This window comes from Coriobacteriia bacterium, assembly GCA_013334745.1.
Taxonomy (GTDB): Bacteria; Actinomycetota; Coriobacteriia; order Anaerosomatales; family JAAXUF01; genus JAAXWY01.
In genome coordinates this window covers 1-17,310 of sequence record JAAXWY010000029.1, presented here as the reverse complement: position 1 = coordinate 17,310, position 17,310 = coordinate 1, and the positions used below count along the sequence as shown (strand labels likewise).

18 protein-coding genes are annotated in these 17,310 nt (G+C 66.9%); 12 read left to right on the top strand and 6 right to left on the bottom strand.

All coding sequences use genetic code 11. The annotated features are described in order from the left end of the window. Positions 1–33 precede the first annotated feature (33 nt). Positions 34–285 carry a hypothetical protein gene (locus HGB10_08215; GenBank protein NTU71786.1) on the top strand — a complete coding sequence of 84 codons (252 nt, stop codon included), beginning with the start codon at positions 34–36 and terminating at the stop codon, positions 283–285. Positions 286–358: 73 nt separating this feature from the next. On the opposite strand, the gene HGB10_08210 is transcribed toward HGB10_08215, so the two are convergent. Next, positions 359–1,414 (bottom strand): cobalamin biosynthesis protein CbiM, encoded by a 1,056-nt coding sequence (locus tag HGB10_08210; GenBank protein ID NTU71785.1) that lies wholly within the window; start codon positions 1,412–1,414, stop codon positions 359–361. A gap of 177 nt (positions 1,415–1,591) precedes the next feature. On the opposite strand from HGB10_08210, the gene nikR reads away from it, so the two are divergent. The 11 genes from nikR to HGB10_08155 all read left to right on the top strand — a co-directional run bounded on the left by nikR (position 1,592) and on the right by HGB10_08155 (position 13,657). Then, a complete protein-coding gene (nikR, locus tag HGB10_08205; GenBank protein ID NTU71784.1) occupies positions 1,592–2,011 on the top strand; it encodes a nickel-responsive transcriptional regulator NikR in 420 nt (139 codons plus the stop codon). A 9-nt stretch (positions 2,012–2,020) separates the two neighbouring features. Then, entirely contained in the window at positions 2,021–2,833 is an 813-nt protein-coding gene (gene cbiQ, locus HGB10_08200) for a cobalt ECF transporter T component CbiQ (GenBank protein NTU71783.1), read from the top strand. Further along, positions 2,830–3,585 carry an ABC transporter ATP-binding protein gene (locus HGB10_08195; protein ID NTU71782.1) on the top strand — a complete coding sequence of 252 codons (756 nt, stop codon included), beginning with the start codon at positions 2,830–2,832 and terminating at the stop codon, positions 3,583–3,585. The genes cbiQ and HGB10_08195 overlap by 4 nt, the downstream gene beginning before the upstream one ends. A gap of 30 nt (positions 3,586–3,615) precedes the next feature. Then, a complete protein-coding gene (locus HGB10_08190) occupies positions 3,616–4,263 on the top strand; it encodes a hypothetical protein (protein ID NTU71781.1) in 648 nt (215 codons plus the stop codon). Then, a complete protein-coding gene (locus tag HGB10_08185; GenBank protein NTU71780.1) occupies positions 4,260–6,815 on the top strand; it encodes a carbamoyltransferase HypF in 2,556 nt (851 codons plus the stop codon). The genes HGB10_08190 and HGB10_08185 overlap by 4 nt, the downstream gene beginning before the upstream one ends. Before the next feature lie 47 nt (positions 6,816–6,862). Further along, positions 6,863–7,117: a HypC/HybG/HupF family hydrogenase formation chaperone gene (locus tag HGB10_08180; GenBank protein NTU71779.1), complete on the top strand. Its 255-nt coding sequence runs from the start codon at positions 6,863–6,865 to the stop codon at positions 7,115–7,117. Positions 7,118–7,123: 6 nt separating this feature from the next. Beyond that, positions 7,124–8,224, top strand: coding sequence for a hydrogenase formation protein HypD (gene hypD / locus HGB10_08175; protein ID NTU71778.1), 1,101 nt, complete (start codon positions 7,124–7,126; stop codon positions 8,222–8,224). Positions 8,225–8,229: 5 nt separating this feature from the next. Next, positions 8,230–9,237: a hydrogenase expression/formation protein HypE gene (gene hypE, locus HGB10_08170; protein ID NTU71777.1), complete on the top strand. Its 1,008-nt coding sequence runs from the start codon at positions 8,230–8,232 to the stop codon at positions 9,235–9,237. Between the two features lie 112 nt (positions 9,238–9,349). Beyond that, on the top strand, positions 9,350–10,891 hold the full coding sequence (locus HGB10_08165; protein ID NTU71776.1) for an SDR family oxidoreductase: 1,542 nt from the start codon (positions 9,350–9,352) through the stop codon (positions 10,889–10,891). A 38-nt stretch (positions 10,892–10,929) separates the two neighbouring features. Beyond that, positions 10,930–11,901 carry a DMT family transporter gene (locus tag HGB10_08160; GenBank protein NTU71775.1) on the top strand — a complete coding sequence of 324 codons (972 nt, stop codon included), beginning with the start codon at positions 10,930–10,932 and terminating at the stop codon, positions 11,899–11,901. A 97-nt stretch (positions 11,902–11,998) separates the two neighbouring features. Next, positions 11,999–13,657, top strand: coding sequence for a hypothetical protein (locus tag HGB10_08155; protein ID NTU71774.1), 1,659 nt, complete (start codon positions 11,999–12,001; stop codon positions 13,655–13,657). Here the strand turns inward: HGB10_08155 and HGB10_08150 are convergent. The 5 genes from HGB10_08150 to HGB10_08130 all read right to left on the bottom strand — a co-directional run. After that, a complete protein-coding gene (locus HGB10_08150) occupies positions 13,654–14,169 on the bottom strand; it encodes a metallophosphoesterase family protein (GenBank protein NTU71773.1) in 516 nt (171 codons plus the stop codon). The two genes, HGB10_08155 and HGB10_08150, sit on opposite strands and share 4 nt — an antisense overlap. Position 14,170: 1 nt before the next feature. Then, positions 14,171–14,881 (bottom strand): response regulator transcription factor, encoded by a 711-nt coding sequence (locus HGB10_08145; protein ID NTU71772.1) that lies wholly within the window; start codon positions 14,879–14,881, stop codon positions 14,171–14,173. A gap of 14 nt (positions 14,882–14,895) precedes the next feature. Beyond that, positions 14,896–16,182, bottom strand: a complete 1,287-nt coding sequence (locus HGB10_08140; protein NTU71771.1) for a histidine kinase — start codon at positions 16,180–16,182, stop codon at positions 14,896–14,898. Then, positions 16,179–17,012, bottom strand: a complete 834-nt coding sequence (locus HGB10_08135) for a GNAT family N-acetyltransferase (GenBank protein NTU71770.1) — start codon at positions 17,010–17,012, stop codon at positions 16,179–16,181. Before HGB10_08135 ends, HGB10_08140 begins: the two co-directional genes overlap by 4 nt. Further along, positions 17,009–17,310, bottom strand: a 302-nt coding sequence (locus tag HGB10_08130; GenBank protein NTU71769.1) for a hypothetical protein, incomplete at its 5' end; no start/stop codon positions are given. The genes HGB10_08130 and HGB10_08135, both read right to left, overlap by 4 nt.

The following is a 17,310-nucleotide window of genomic DNA, read 5'->3' as shown; positions in this document are numbered from 1 at the left end:
CGAGGCCGCTCGAACGCACGAAAGGACACAGTCATGTGTGAGCAGGGAGTCAACGTAGGTCAGCTCAAGCTGGCCATCGGGCAGTCGGACGACTCACTCGCGATGGTGCAGCAGTGGCTCGAGCAGTTGCATCACCTCGCCGATCACGGCAAGCGACCCGAGGTCAGCAAGGCACTCGCCCAGGCGAGCGTTCTGCTCGGCGAGTCGCGCGCGAAGCTCGATGATGCCATCGCCGAACTCGAGGGCACCCCTCGCGACGGCGGCACGACGGTCGAGCTGGTCTAGGAAGCAATCGCATCTCGAACGCACGAAAGGCCCTCCCACCCGGGAGGGCCTTTCTCATGTCCGCCTCAAGGTGCTAGCGCTCTCCGGGCGAGGCGCTCTTGCGCCTGCGCTTGGTCAGAGCGACGCCGATCAGAGCCGCGACGCCGAGCGTGATCACAGCGCCCACGATTCCGGCGGTACTCGTCCCCGCATCAACCGTGGGAGCGCCTGCCGCCGCAGGAAGTTCAGCCGGAGCGTCGGCGCCAGAGGTCTTGAATCCGTAGTCGGGCAGGAAGGCTGTCCGCTGCTGAATGGCCGCCGACACCTGCTTCGCGGCGGTTGATGCGTCGCCGGCGAACTCCTCGCTGCCGGTCACCTTGGCGATCGACCATTCAAGACCATCAGGGTTCGACGATGCGAAGGTGGCGAAGACGGCGCCCGACACGACTGTGGCCAGGGCCAAGCAGATGAGCACCACTCGAACGTTGAGGCCCGCCAGCGGTGCACTCACCGCGGTTCGGGTGAGCATCTCCGGCTGCGCCTGCCTCACGAACAGCACGACTGCGGAGGTGACGAGCCCCTCGACGAGCCCTATCGCTGCGTGGATCGGCAGCATGATCAGCAGAAACGTGGTGAACGGCAGCGAGCTGACGCCGGACAGCGCGGTCTGAAGCACCACACCGGAGGCGCCGAGCAGCAGACCGATCTCGGCAGCCACGATGCTGGCGAACACGATCCGGCCCGTGGTCCAGGTGTCGCGCACGATCATCTTGAAGACGGGGTACGCGACGAATGCAGGGAACACCCCGAGGTTGAAGACGTTGCAGCCCAAGGCGAGCAGCCCGCCGTCGGCGAAGAAGAGCGCCTGGACGGTGAGCACCGATGCAATGGTCAGAAACGCCGCCTCCGGCCCCAACAGGATCGCGAGAATCAGACCACCCCCGAGATGACCGCTCGAACCGGTCCCGGGAATCGTGAAGTTGAGCATCTGGGCGGCGAAGATGAATGCGCCCAGCACGCCCATCAACGGAATCTTGGCCGGGTCCGCTTCCTCCCGAACCTTCTTGGCGCAGTAGACCGCCGTCGCCGCGGTCGCAGCCCACATCGTGCCGCCCACGGCAGGAGATATGAGCGCGTCGGCCATGTGCATTCGTGTGACTCCTTCCGAAGACGAGCGTTGTGCGTAACATGATTCTCGAATGCGTGCTACGATTCCTCAACAGCATGGTACTGCGGTGGCGCACGAAACGTACCGTTCAATTCGTGCGAATTCGGTGCCCATCGAGTAACACGCACGACGAAGCCCACATTCAGGGAGTTGGTTCACGTGTCCGATGTCGTCCGGTTCGGCATCTCGATCGACGAGCGCTTGCTCAACCGCTTCGACGCCCTCTCCTCCGAGAAGGGCTACGTCAACCGCTCGGAGGCGATCCGCGACCTGATTCGCAACGCGCTCGTCGAAGACCAATGGAGCGTGGGCGAAGCCGAAGCGGTCGGCACCGTGACGCTCGTCTACGACCACCACTTCAGCGATCTCGGCGATAAGCTCACCGAGCACCAGCACTCGCATCACGAGGCGATCGTCTCAACCCTCCACATCCACCTCGACGCGCACAACTGCCTCGAGGTCGTCGTGTTGCGTGGCAAGGCGAGCGAGATCCAGAGGCTCGCGGACGGCCTGATCGGCACGAAGGGCGTCAAGCACGGCAAGTTCGTGGCCACCACGACCGGCGACGACCTGGTATAGCAGGCCGTCGTGTCCCGCATCGAATCAGGCATCTACCAGCTGGGTCAGATCGACCACTTCGCCTCCCGCGACACGGCAGTCCACCGGGTGGATCCGCGCGCAAAGGTGCTCGCTACGCTGGTGTTCCTGGTGTGCGTCGTCTCATTCGGCAAGTACGAGGTGCTGTCGCTGCTCCCCTTCGCCGTCTTCCCGATCGCGCTCGCGAGCGAGGGTGAGGTTCCGCTGCGCTACGTCGGCTCGCGGCTGCTCATCGCTGCGCCGTTCGCGGTGTTCGTAGGCCTGTTCAACCCCCTGCTCGACCGGGCCGTCATCGGGCAGATCGCCGGCATCGACATCGTCGCCGGCTGGGTGTCCTACGCGTCCATCATCGTCCGGTTCATGCTCACGACCGCCGCGGCCCTCGTGCTCATCTGCGTCACAGGCATGAATCGCGTGTGCATGGCCATCGAGCGACTGGGCGCACCTGACATCTTCGCCACGCAACTTCTCTTCCTCTACCGCTACATCTTCGTGCTCGCAGAGGAGGTGCTCACGATGTCGCGGGCGCGCTCACTGCGCTCGTTCGCGGGTCGCGGGATGGGGCTTGCGGTCTACGGCCAGATTCTGGGCCAACTGCTGCTTCGCACGTACGCCCGCGCGCAGCGGATCTACAACGCGATGCTATGCCGCGGCTTCGATGGTCACGTTCGCACCGTGCATCCACTGGCCTTCGCGGCACGTGACTGGGCGTTTCTTCTCGGCTGGTCGGCGGTGTTCATCGTGTTTCGCCTGTACAACGTCCCGCTACTCGTGGGACAGGTCGTGACGGGAATCCTCTCATGAGCCACCACAGCATCAGCGTCAGCGAACTCGGATTCGTGTATCCCGACGGCACCACAGCGCTCGAAAGCGTCAGCTTCGAGATTGGGCATGGCGAATCGGTGGCTATCGTGGGCGCGAACGGCGCGGGCAAGTCGACGCTGCTCATGCACCTCAACGGCGTTCTCTCGCCCACGCGCGGCACCGTGCGGATCGGCGACGTCCCGGTCAACAAGGAGACCTTGTCCGACGTACGCAAGTCCGTCGGCTTCGTCTTCCAGAACCCCGACGACCAGCTGTTCATGCCTACGGTCATGGAGGACGTCTCGTTCGGCCCGATGAATCTGGGACTGCCCGCCGCTGACGTGTCGGCGCGTGCGCTCGACGCGCTTGAGCGCGTGGGCGCCACCAAGCTCGCAGACCGTCCGCCGTATCGCCTGTCGGGAGGAGAGAAACGCTCGGTGGCGATCGCGACGGTGCTGGCGATGTGCCCCAACGCACTCGTGCTCGACGAGCCGTCGTCGAACCTCGACCCGCGCGCGCGGAGGCGCCTCATCGAGCTGCTCGCCACATTCGAGCACACCAAAATCATCGCGACTCACGACCTCGACCTCGCCCTCGATCTGTGCGAGCGCACTATCGTCATCAGCCGAGGAACCGTGGCCGCCGACGGCCCGACTCGCGAGATCTTCGAAGATGCCACGCTGCTCGACGCCTGCCATCTCGAGCGCCCGCTCGCACTCCAGGGCTGCCCCGTGTGCGGCACCGGGGCGTAGCGCGGGGTCCGGCGCTGCTACAATCGGCCAATGACCTCGGCTAAACCACAGGGTCAGGGCCACGTCCACAGCGACGAGCCTCCCCACTTCATCGAGTGCCCGGAGTGCGGCTACATCTCAGCGGATGCCGCGTTCACCGAGGGCGTGCGTCGCTGCCCCCAGTGTGGCGCGTCTGCCGGAGGACGACGTGTGTTCCCCTCGGACCGCATCCGCCGGGTCGATGCCCGCATCCGCCGCTATCACACCGAGGGCGAGCACGAGATCGTGGTCATCCTCGTCGCCACCTTCCTCGAGACGCTGCTGGAGGATATGCTCGCGAGGATCATGGCCGCCGAGGGTGCGAGCGTGAAGCTGCGGGCTGGCGTTCTCGACACCCAGCGATCGGTCGGCCAGCGCCTCGGTCGCCTCTTCCCCACCCTCGTGGGAGAGCAGTTCGAGGTCGCCGCGGCCAAAGCCGGTGCGCCTGACTTCCCGAAGCACTGGCGCACCCTTCGCGCCGAGCGCAACGCCTTCATCCACGACGCGGCGTTTGACGGGCAGAAAGAGTCGCTGTCGCACGCGACCGCCGAGGATGCGCTTCGGCTGCTGGACCAGGCCTACGCGCTGTTCGTCCACATCAACAACCGCTTCGTCGCTGGCGAGAAGCACCGCCGGCAGGCCGACGCGAAGCGCCCGTGAAGGCGCTCACTCTCCACATCACCGGCATCGTCCAAGGTGTCGGGTTCCGACCCTTCGTCTACAACCTCGCCCTCGAGCGCGGCCTTCTCGGCTGGGTGCTCAACGCGAGCGACGGCGTCTACTGCATGATCGAGGGCGATGCCTTTACAGTCGACGGCTTCCCCCAGGCGATCCGCGACCTCGCCCCGAAGATGGCGGTCATCGAAGCCATCGTGGCCGAGGAAGTCGAGGCGGAGGGGTTCGCAGACTTCACCATCCGGGCCTCCCGCGTCGAAGACGGCGCGATGACGCTCGTCTCACCCGACATCGCGACCTGCCCCGAATGCACCGCAGAGCTCTTCAACCCGGCCGACCGACGCTACCGCTACCCGTTCATCAACTGCACCAACTGCGGGCCACGCTTCACCATCATCGACGACGTGCCCTACGACCGGCCGATGACCTCGATGCGCGACTTCCCCATGTGCCCCCAGTGCGCCGATGAGTACGGCGACCCTCGCGACCGCCGCTTCCACGCACAGCCAGACGCGTGCTTCATCTGCGGTCCGAGGCTGTATCTCAACGACCCCAGCGCGCCGTTCGACTGGTGCTGGACGCCCGAGCGCGAGACGAGCCCCCGACCGCACCGCAACCGCGACGTCGAGGCCGCACGCAGCGACGAGATCATCGCGCGCGCCGCATCGCTGCTACTCGATGGCCGCGTGCTCGCCATCAAGGGGCTCGGCGGCTTCCATCTGGCGTGCGACGCCACCAACCCTGCCGCCGTCGCTCGCCTGCGCGAACGCAAGCGGCGCTGGGGTAAGCCGCTTGCGATCATGGTGCCCAGCGTTCAAGCCGCGCGAGCGCACTGCGAGGTCGACGCCACTGAAGCCGACCTGCTCGCCGGCGTCGTGCGCCCGATCGTGCTCTTGAGGCGGCAGGCGGCCTTGGCTTCGGCCGGCGGCAGCGGCGTCGCGGGGGTGGCCGGCGCAGTTCCGCAGGAGGGGAAGGTGCTCGAGTACGCCGAGGGCGTTTCGAGCGCCGAGGGCCCCCTCCGAGGACTGTCTGAGCACGGCACCTCTGCGGCGCCGCTGCCGCAGGCCGAAGGCGTCACCGCGGGGGTGGCCGAAGGCGTCGCCGCAAGGCTGGCCGAAGGCGTCGCTGACGGGCTGGTCGAGGTCGGCGTCATGCTCCCGTACACGCCGCTGCACCACCTGCTGCTCAACGCGGTCGGCGGCCGACCCCTCGTGATGACGAGCGGCAACCTCTCCGACGAACCCATCGCCACCGACAACGCTGAAGCGCTGGAGCGTCTCGGCAGCATCGCGGACGCGTTCCTGCTCCACGACCGAGCGATACTGTCGCGCTACGACGACTCGGTGGTCCGGGTGGTCAACGGACTCGTCGAGCCGGTTCGCCGGAGTCGCGGCTACGCACCGTTCCCGCTGCCACTGCCGTTCACATCCGATACCGACATCCTCGCTGCCGGCCCCGAGCAGAAGAGCACCTTCACGCTCATCAAGGGTGGCTACGCGTTCGTGAGTCAACACGTCGGCGACCTCGAGAACGCCGAGACCCTCGCGTCGTTCGAGGCGACCGAGCGTCTCTACGAGCGCCTCTTCCGCATCACTCCCGACGTCGTCGCTCACGACCTGCACCCGGAGTACCTTTCGACCAAGTGGGCGCTCGATCTCGACCTGCCAAAGGTCGGCGTTCAGCACCACCACGCGCACATCGTCTCGGTCACCGCCGAGAACGCCGTCTCCGAGAGGGTCGTCGGAATCGCCTTCGACGGCACCGGCTACGGCGAAGACGGCCGGATCTGGGGCGGCGAGGTGCTCCTGGCGGACTGGGCGGACTACGAGCGGTTCGCGCACCTCGCCTACGTGCCGATGCCCGGCGGCTCAGGCGCCATCAAGCGTCCGGCGCGCATGGCGATCGGGACGCTGACGGCGCTTGGGCTACTCGATCACCCTGGAGCGGCTCCGCTCAAGGCCAGGCTGGCGGAGGGTGAGGAGCGGCTGCTCTCCCAGATGATCGAGCGACGTGTGAACTGCCCATTGACGAGCTCGATGGGGCGGCTCTTCGACACGGTGGCGGCACTCATCGGCGTGGCCGATGACGCGCGCTACGAAGGCGAGGCTGCGATTCTCCTCGAAGCAGCTGCGGACCCGTCCGCGGAGGGGTCCTATGAGTTCGGCTTTGTAACATCTGATACATCGCCGCTTGCCGATTCGCGCGCACCGCTCACCCTCGATCCGACCCCCGTTGTCGAGGCCCTGCTGGATGACATCGCAGGTGGAATACCGGTCGGGGTACTCTCCATGCGGTTCCATCGCGCAGTTGTGGCGTGTATAGTCCGCGTGGGACAAGCGGCAGCTGAGAGCGCTGGTACAAAGCACGTGGCGCTCGCCGGCGGAGTCTTCATGAACCGCATTGTTCTTGGAGGAGCGGTACGCGAACTGCGCGCAGCCGGGTTAGTGCCGCTCAATCACGTACGACTGCCTGTGAACGATGGGGCGGTCTCGTTTGGCCAGGCGGTCATCGCCTGGGCCAGACGGCACGGGATTTGATGTCGTAGGCTCTGCCTACACGTTCGGCAACAGGAGGGTCAAGGCATATGTGTCTCGCCATCCCCGCACGTATCACCGCAATCGATGAGTACCGGATGTCGACCGTCGACATCATGGGAGTGACCCGCAAGGTCTCTCTCGATCTTGTGCCCGAGGCCGTCGTGGGTGACTTCATCCTCGTCCACGCTGGGTTCGCACTTCAGGTCATCGACGAGGAAGTCGCCAACGACACCCTCGAGCTGCTCAAGCAGATCCCGTTCTTCCAGGACGAGGAAGCCATGTACCTCGCTGGCGAGGGCTAGGCGCTCGTGGACCTCTCCTCCTTCCGAGACCCCGAGATCGCGCGGGGCCTCATTGAGGCCATAGCCGCAAACGCTGCCGAGATCGGCCGCGAGGTCAAGATCATGGAGGTGTGCGGCACGCACACCGTGGCGATCGCCAAGAACGGCCTCAGGGCGGTCATGCCCGACAACGTCACGTTGCTCTCGGGACCTGGCTGCCCGGTCTGTGTCACCGCCAACGAGGACATCGACATCGCGATTGAACTCGCCAAGCGCCCCGACACGATCGTCACCACCTTCGGCGACATGATGAAGGTCCCGGGCAGCTACTCGTCGCTTGCTCGCGAGAAGGCCGACGGGCACGACGTTCGCATCGTCTACTCCCCCCTTGACGCGCTTGCGCTTGCCGCCAAGGAGCCGGATAAGCAGGTCGTCTTCGTCGCCGTGGGCTTCGAAACGACGATCCCACTCATCGCTGCGTCGATCCTCCGCGCCGAGGAACAGGGCCTGACCAACTTCAGCGTCTTCTCGGCGCACAAGACGGTCCCGCTCGCGCTGGCCGCACTCGCAAACGACCCCGAGGTCAAGATCGACGCGTTCATCCTTCCGGGTCACGTCTCGACGATCATTGGGTCCAAGCCCTACGAGTTCATCGCCGAGGAGTTCCACATCCCCGGCGTCATCACAGGCTTCGAGCCCGTCGACGTGCTCCAAGGCGTCTACATGCTCCTCAAGCAGCTCGAGGAGGGCCGCGCGGAAGTCGAGATCGGCTACCACCGCGGTGTCGCGGCGCAGGGCAACCCCACCGCGTGGGCGCTCGTCGAGAAGTACTTCGAGCCCATCGACGCCGACTGGCGCGGCATTGGCGTCATTCCGGGTACCGGCTTGGGCCTGCGCGCCGAGTACGACACGTACAACGCAGTGGTCAAGCTTCCCGTCACCCCGCCCGAGCCCAAGGCCATCAAGGGCTGTCAGTGCGGCGAGGTGCTGCGTGGCATCATCGTGCCCTACGAGTGCAAGCTCTTCGCGAAGGGCTGCACGCCCGAGCATCCCATCGGTCCGTGCATGGTCTCCTCCGAGGGGAGCTGCGCGGCCTACTACCGCTTCACCGACTACGGGAAGGCGTAAGGCCCATGCGTTCAGACCGGATTCTCCTCGCCCACGGTTCGGGCGGAACGATGATGCGCGAACTGATCGAGGAGTGCATCGTCCCCGACTTCGACGACGACGCCCTCAAGCGACTCGACGACGCCGCATCGCTCGACTTCCCTGCCGGCCGGCTCGCGTTCTCGACCGACACCTACGTCGTGCACCCGATCTTCTTCCCGGGCGGAGACATCGGACGCCTCGCGATCTGCGGGACCGTCAACGACGTCGCCACCTCGGGCGCCACGCCGCTCTACATCAGCGTCGGCTTCGTGCTCGAAGAGGGCTTCCTCGTCGAGGACCTTCGCCGCGTGCTACTCTCGATGCGCGACGCCGCCCGCGAAGCCGGCGTGCATATCGTCACGGGCGACACCAAAGTCGTCGAGAAGGGCCACGGCGACGGTATCTTCATCAACACCGCCGGTGTGGGCTCACTACCGGAAGGCCTCGACCTCTCGGGTAGCTACTGCAAGCCCGGCGACAAGGTGCTCGTCTCGGGCACCCTGGGCGACCACGGTATCGCGATCATCTCGACGCGCGAGGGCCTGTCGTTCGAGACCTCCATCGAGACCGACGCAGCCCCGCTCAACGCGCTCATCGGCAACGTGCTTGCTGCCGCACCGGATACACGCTGCTTCCGCGATCCGACGCGTGGCGGCCTCTCGTCGACCCTGAACGAAATGGCGACCGCCTCGGGTGTGCAGATCACCGTTGTCGAGGACGCCGTGCCGGTCAAGCCGCAGGTGCGTGGCGCCTCCGAGATGCTTGGCTACGACGTCTTCCAGGTCGCCAACGAGGGCAAGATGGTCGCGATCGTTCCCGCCGAGCAGGCCGAAGCCGCGCTTGCCGCGATGAAGGCGTCGCCGTACGGCGAGGATGCCGCGATCATCGGCGACATCGAAGAGGGCGCGGGCAAGGTGTACGTGAAGACGAGCTTCGGCTCGACGCGCATCATGGACATGCTCGTGGGCGAGCAACTGCCGCGCATCTGCTAGCAACCGCCCATGGCTCCAATCTGACGTACGCGAGCCGCCCGCTGGGCGGCTCGTTGCGCATCCCAAGACTCGGGTAGATTCACCAGTGGACCCCACAACGAAACGAGCGTTCGTGACTGATGCACCGACAACGCCTGCGGCCGAAGTACTCGTCACGGCCGCGGCCGGCTACATAGGGCGCAGTATCGTCGCACCGCTTGAGGCCGCGGGCTATCGAGTGCGTGCCTCGGCGCGATCAACGGTCAAGCTGCGGCGAATCGTGTCGGCGAACACGGATGCCGTGGCCGCCGATGCCTTCGACCCGGCAGCGGTTCGCTCCTCACTCGAGGGGATCCGCACAGCCTTCTACCTGGTGCACACACTCGGGGGTGGGAACGACTACGCACAACGGGACCGTGACGCTGCAGCGATCTTCGCCGGGGCTGCACGCGACGCTGGTGTGCGGCGAATCGTGTTCTTCGGCGGGCTGGGCGGCGAGGCGGGCGACCTCTCCGAGCACCTTTCGAGCCGACACGAAGTCGGGCGCGTCCTGGCCTCGACGGGGATACCTGTGGTCGAGTTCCGGGCATCGATCGTCATCGGGCATGGGTCGACATCGTTTGAGATGATCCGCAACCTCGTCGAGAAGCTGCCGGCGATGACGACCCCGCGCTGGGTGCGGATGCCCTGCCAGCCGATTGCGATAGATGACGTCGTCCGCTACCTCGTGGCGGCGGTTGCACTGCCCGACGATGCCAGCACACCCCACCGCATCTACGAGGTGGGCGGCTCCGATATCGTGACCTACTCCGACCTGCTGAAGATGTTCGGCGCGCATCGCGGGTTGAAGCGCTTGATCATCCCGGTGCCGGTACTGTCTCCCGGGCTGTCCGGATGGTGGCTGTACCTGTTCACTCCCAAGCAAGCGACGGTCGGCCGACAGCTCGCCGAGTCGCTACGGCACCCAACCGTCGTCACGAACGATGCGGCTCGGCGCGACTTCCCCGACATCCTGCCCATCGGAGTCGCCGAGGCCTACGACCGGGCGTTCACCGCCGAGGAGACCGCCTTCGCGGCGATCCGGTGGAACGAAGAGCTGCCCGTGTTGCCGCCGGGCTCGGCCGCCAACTTCGAGTGCGAGGGGCGCTACGTCGACTCCCGAACCCTGCTTGTCGCATGCCCCCCGGAGGCAGCGTTCGACCCGATCGCATGCATCGGTGGCGAGAACGGCTGGTACGCCTTCGACACGCTGTGGGACATCCGCGGCTGGTTCGACATCCTGCTCGGCGGGCCCGGGCACAGGCGAGGCCGACGTGATCAGTACGCGCTGATCGAAGGCGACGTGCTCGAGTGGTGGCGCGTGGAGAAGGTCGATTCGCCCACACTGCTGAGGCTGCACGCCGAGATGGTCATGCCAGGCGACGGCTGGCTGCAGTACGAGCTCGTGGGCGGCGAGGATGGCACGCTCGTGCGACAGACCGCGACATTTCACGCGAAGGGACTGCTCGGCCGGTTGTACTGGTACGCGGTGCTGCCCTTCCACCACTTCGTCTTCAACGGAACTCTCACCGGGATCGAGCGCGAGTGCACGGAGCTGGTAAACGGCCCCAACACCTGCCCGTTGCCCGGAGCGCACGATCGCGGCGTCGCGGAGCGGTCGAAACAGCGCCGATGAGTGAGGCGGGCGCTCGGAGCTTCCGCTAGACTCCTCGCATGCCTGCACCCACCGACACCTCACGAAGAGCCAACCGGATCGGCCTGGCTCGCGTCGCGATCGCCGGCGTCATCTGGGGCACGATCCCGCTGGTCTTGCGCGCCGCCGACGGCGCAAGCGTCATCAAGGTGTTCTACCGGGTCGCATTCGCGGCCGTCGCGCTCGCCATCTGGATGCTGTCGACGGGTCGCTTCTCCGAGATCACGAGCCTGCCGCGGCGCAAGCTGCTGCAGGTCGCGGGGCAAGGTGTCGTGCTGTGCGTGAACTGGGTGCTGTTTCTCTCGGCACTCGACATGACCAATGTCGCCACCGCCGAACTGCTCGGCTACACCGGTCCTGTGTTCGTCGCTGCGCTCGCACCCTTCGTGACCAAGGAGCGCTTCGACGTGCGCATCCTTCTGCCGCTCGGATTCTCACTCGGGGGCATCCTCGTCATTCTGGCGCCGCAGGGCATCGGCGTCTCCGGCGGTCGCGAACTGCTTGGAGCCGGGCTCGCGTTCTGCTCGGCGCTCACGTATGCGACCCTGCTGCTGCGCAGCAAGAAGATCCTGCGCGGCATCTCCGGCGGGGCGCTCATGGTCGTCGAGTACACGGTCGCCAGTGTCATCCTGCTTCCGTTCGTGGTCGCGCTGTACCTTCGCGGCCAAGGCCCCACCGGCGTGGGCTCGTACATGGCGCTTGCTACGCTCGGGCTGGTGCAGACGGCGTTCGCGGGCATCATCTTCCTCGGAGGACTACGCGCAACCCGTACCGATCACGCTGCGATTCTCACCTACGCGGAGCCGGTGGCCGCCGTTCTGTTCGCGGCTGCATTCCTCGGCGAGGCGCTTACGGCGTGGACTGCGGTCGGTGGCGCGATGGTCGTCGCGGGAGGACTGCTGGTGGCGCGCTTGAGCCCAGCGAGCGAGCCCGCACCGCCGCTGGAGGCCGCGGGCTCGGAACCTGAGCCGCTGGAGGCGAAGTCGGCCTAGCAGCTATCTGGGCTTGGAGCGACAGCACGGCGGCCGAGTCGGGCACAATGACATCGGGATCAGAAACCCACAGGCGGGCGATTCGAAGGGGATTTCCATGGACGCACTCTCGAGACTCACGGCAGCGGATGCCGTCGCCCGCCTCCATCGCGCAGACGCGACGCTGTTCGCCGGCACTGAAGCCGACGTCGAGCTCGCAGCGGGGAGCATGGGCTGGACACGAATCGGCTCGTGCTGCACCCCTCTGCCCGAGTACCATCAGCGCACGCTCGCCGAACTCGATGGTCCGCTGACCGACGTCGTCGTGCTGGGGATGGGTGGCAGCTCGCTGGCGACGCTCGTCTTGGGCGACACACTCGCGGAGCACTCCACGCGTCACCTGCACGTACTCGACACCACCGCGCCCCGGACCGTCGCAGCGGCGCTCGACAAGCTCGATCCGGCGACGACCCTGTTCCTCGTGTCCAGCAAGTCCGGCGGCACCGTCGAGCCGATGTCGCTCTACTCGATCTTCCGCGCCGATGCGGATGCGGAGTTGGGCGAGGCCGATGCAGGCGAGCGCTTCATCGCCATCACCGACCCAGGCACCTCGCTTGAGACGCTCGCGATCGCTGAAGGCTTTCACGTCGTGTTTCACGGTGACCCGACCATCGGCGGACGGTTCTCCGCACTCTCGGCGTTCGGGCTCGTTCCGGCTACGCTGCTCGGCCTCGACACCGCCGAGCTCACCGCGCGCGCCAAGGCGATGGAGGCTGAGTGCGGACTCCCGGTCGCGTTCAACCCAGGCGCACAGCTTGCGGCCTTCATTGCCGACAACCACGATGCCGGCCGAGACAAGTTGACCGTGATCTCGTCACCGGGGCTATCGAGTTTCGGGCTGTGGGTCGAGCAGCTCGTAGCCGAGTCTCTCGGCAAGGAAGGCGTGGGTGTGGTGCCGATCGTGGAGCTGGCGCCCGACAATGCGGCCGGATATGGACCGGACCGCGCGGTCGCCGTTGTGCGGTTCGCCTCCGATGAGACCCTCGCGCGCGAGGCCTCGGTGCTGGGCGAGAGCGTCCCCGTTATCGAGCTGGTACTCGATGATCCCTACGACGTGGGCGGGGAGTTCGTGCGCTGGGAGTACGCCGTCGCCTTGGTGGGCTTCCTGCTCGGGGTCAATCCGTTCGGGCAGCCCAACGTCGCCGCGGCGAAGGCCGCCACGAACGCCGTGCTCGCGGGCGAGCTGGATGTCCCGAAACCGACCACGGTCACCGCTGACGGTATCGCGATCACGTACGCCGGGGGGCTCGTGCCCGCCGAGAACACCGAGGTGACCGTCGCCGGCGCGCTCGGCGATGCGTTCGCGCAGCTGCGCGGTGGCGACTACCTGTGCCTCCTCGCGTACCTTCCCGAGGATGAGGGTCAGCCCGATCTGCTGGCGCGAGCCGTACCAGGCATGACCTCGGACCTGGGAGTTCCTGTGGCCTTGGAACTCGGGCCGCGCTACCTGCATTCCACCGGGCAGCTGCACAAGGGTGGGCCCGACAACACCGTGTTCGTTCTCGTGACCACGCGCGACCCCGCCAACCTGCGCGTCCCGGGCCGCGAGTGGTCGCTGCGCGACCTGCACGCCGCGCAAGCCGCCGGCGACCTGGCGATCCTCGCGGGCGCTGGTCGCCGCATACTCCGTATCGACCTGCCAGACGCTGAACCGGCGACCATCGCCCGGCTCGAGCGCGCGCTGGCGGCGGCTGCGGACGCCGCCCGTCGCGCCTAGCGCGACGGCGCGACGTCGTCGAGCATCACGATGCGCGCGCTCGGGCGCTCGCCTTCGGCGAGCTCGAGGATCGCGACGCTGCGACTCGGCATCGAGCGGCGCTGCGAGGCCGAGCCCGGATTGACCACGAGCACGTCGCCGTGCTCGGCGACCGACGGCCTGTGGGTGTGACCGCGCACCACCACATCGACGTCATCAGGTATCGGGCCGAGGTCGGTGAAGTCGTGGATGGCGAGGACGCGAACGCCTGCGACGGTCACGCGGGCGACGCCGGCCAGCTCAAGGCCCGGCAGGTCCCAGTCGCAGTTGCCGAGCACCGCTGTCACCGGTGCGATCGCCTCAAGCTCCCAGTACAGATCCGGGTCGCTCCCGATGTCGCCCGCGTGCACGATCGCCGCAAGCGGACACTCCCGGGCGAAGACCGTGTTGACGCGTGGGTCGAGGACGCCGTGTGTATCGGAGACGAGACCGACGCGGACGACCCCGTCGGTGGAGCCGCCGGACGCCGCCATGCTAGAGCCCGAGCGCCTTCTTGAGCGCGGGCACGCGGCGTCGCGAGACCGGAATCTGGGTCGCAGCCTCATCGGTGAGCGTGAGCAGAAGCGTACCGCCGTACATGGGAACGACTTCTTTCACGCGTGCGAGGTTGACCAGATACCGACGGTGGATCCGGAAGAAGCCAGAGGTCTCCAGCTTGGCTTCGAGCTGCGCGAGCGAGATCGTCGACAGGTACCGGTCGGCGGCCGTGTAGAGATAGCTGTAGTCGTCTTTGGCCATAACGTAGAGGATGTCGTCCACGCTCACGAGCAGCTTCTTGCCGGCCTTCTCCACCGGGATGCGCTCGACGCGCGTGGGGGCGGCCTCTGCTGCGGGCGACAGGCGGGAGACCGCGCTCTTGAGGCGATCGAGCTCGACGGGCTTGACGAGGTAGTCGGTCGCGTTGACCTCGAACGCCTTGACCGCATGCTCGCTGTGCGCCGTGACGAAGATGATCGCAGGTGGACGCGCGAGTCCGGCGAGGACCTCGGCGAGCTGCACGCCCGAGAGCCCCGGCATGTCGATGTCGAGGAAGATGACGTCGTAGGGAATGGCCTTGATGAGCTGCAACGCTTCTATGGTGTTGCTGGCCTCGCCGACGACCTCGACGCCGCCACCCTCGCCGAGCAGATACCGCAGCTCGGATCGGGCCGGTGCCTCATCGTCGACTACAAGTGCCTTGAGCATGCCCCGCTCCTCTGTCAGCCGTAGGCGGACACGCCGGCGAGTACGAGCGTGACCGTCGTCCCAACACCTTCGGTGCTCTCAACGGAGACACCGGAGCCGGGGCCGAAGTGCCCCTTCAGTCTATCGTCAACATTCTTCAGCGCAATGCCGAGTCCCGTGGTGGAGCCGGCCTCGAGCACGTGTGCCACCCGGCTTGCCGGTATGCCGACTCCATCATCGCGTACCGAGATGCACACCGAGCCGTCTGCGCAGGTAGACGAGGTCAAAGAGACGGTGAGCGGCGCGCTCGGCCGCATCCCGTGGGCGATCGCGTTCTCCACGAGCGGCTGCACGATGAACGCAGGCACGAGCGTGGTGCGGACCTCGGGGTCGATCCGCTCCTCCACCACGACACGATCGCCGAACCGGGCGATCTCGAAGGTGAGATACCGGTGCGTCTGCTCGAGCTCGAGCTCGAGCGGGATGAGGTCGTCGCCATGCTCAAGCGTGCGGCGGTAAAACGACGCGAACTCACGCAGCAGCTCACGCGCCCGCATCGGGTCCGTGCGAATGAGCGCGGCGATCGTGTTGATCGTGTTGAAGAGGAAGTGCGGATTGATCTGAGCCTGCAGCGCCTTGAGCTCCATACGGGTCGCAAGTTCGGTCTGATGCTCGAGCTCGGCGAGCTCGAGTTGCGTGGACAGCACCTGCGCGAGGCCCTCGGCCATCGCGATCTGAGTCTCGTTGAGCAGCCTCGGCGTCGTGTAGTAGAACTTCAGCGTGCCCACAGGGTGACCGCGCATCTCGAGCGGGACCACGATAGCGGCGTTGAGACGGCAGTCCTTGCGTGGACAGCCGATCTCCTCCTTCGTTGCCAGGATGCGCGGCTCGTTGTTCTCGATAGACTCGCGGGTCGCCCGCGTGATGATGGGCCCGCCGGCCTCATGGTGGTCCTCGCCCACACCCGCAAAGCCGAGAATGTCGTCGGCGTCGGTGATGGCGACTGCGGCCGCCTCGGTCTTCTCGAGCACGATGCGGCAGACCGCCTGAGCGCTTTCGGGGTTCAGACCTTCACGCAAGTACGAGATCGCCGAGTTGGCGACCTCGAGGATCATGTGTGACTGCAGTGCCCGGACGTGATCGGGGCGCGTCATGAAGCGGGCGACGACCAGCGAGAGTGCAACGGCGATGATGCCGCCCAGTCCCGCGATCTGCACCCAGCTCGAGACGTGGTCGGCCGCCAGGCTCGAGATCGTGATCACCGAGAGCATCGCCAGGGCGAAGATCAGCACGATGTCGAGGATGGTGACCCGGTTGTTCATCTGCCGTCCCTCCCGACGTCGCCGATTGCGAGCCCATACACGTCTCGTACTTCGCTCAGGCCCATCGCAGCGTAGAACGCTCTTGAGGCCGCGTTCTCCTCCTGCGTGCACAGCGTCAGGGTTTCAGCGCCCACGGCGTCTGCCCAGCATGCGACGTCGTTGACGAGTGCGCCTGCAACGCCGCGCCGACGGGCCTCGGGTGCCACGGCGAGCCTTCCCAGCGTGGCCGCCCCCCTGCTCGCGGTCGCCAAAGTATATCCGATGACGCCGACATTCCCCTGCTCCGCGACCACGAGCCGCTCGGTGGAGAGCAGCTCGTCGAGTTCGCGGTTCCCGTAGCGCCAGAAGTCGTCGAAGCACCTCGCGTCGAGTGCTTCGATTGCGGCCACGTCCCCGCTCACGCCCGCCCGCAGGACCACACCGGGCGGGCAGGGCACCTGCGCGATGGCTCCCAGACGGCCCTGAATGGCCGTGACACGCTGGCAGACCGTCATTCCCTCCCGGCGGTAGGGCCCGAGTAGGTCGACCGGCAGCAGCGGCGAGAGCACCCGCGCGAGGCCGAGCGTGCGCGCCACCTCGCGAGCGTCCGCCAGGAAGGCGGCGACGTGTGGCGGCGAGCACCACAAGCCGCGCAGCGCGAGAACGTCGAGGTGCTCGCGCCACACACCGAGCACGGCAGCCTCACCCCGACCGGCGACGCGCACGCGCCACGGGGCGGCGGTGCGATAGGCGGCGAAGTGCTCCGCGGACTCAAAGACTCGGTCCGCCCGCACCGCCGGCCAGAGCGCGGCCGCCTCGGCCGCGTCGGCCTGGCGCGGGTGCGACCTCACGAGGCGCCGGCCGTCAGAGTGCTGATCGCGAGCCACGCGCCGGTGGTGGAAACGGGTGAGATCTTCTCAGGGGGCCTCACCATCACGCCGAGGGACCCGTCGAAGCGCTCTCCCACCGACAGGGCGACCGCCTCGACGATCGCCTGCCAGTTGTAGGCCCGCACGGGGTCACCCCGGGCTGCCCGCGCCCGGAACTCGGCCCACGCGAGCTCGCGGATGCGGCGCTCCGCCTCATCGGGCGCAGCCCCCGTGCGCCGGGCCCATGCGCGGGCGAGCTCCTCGAGCACGGGAAAGAGCA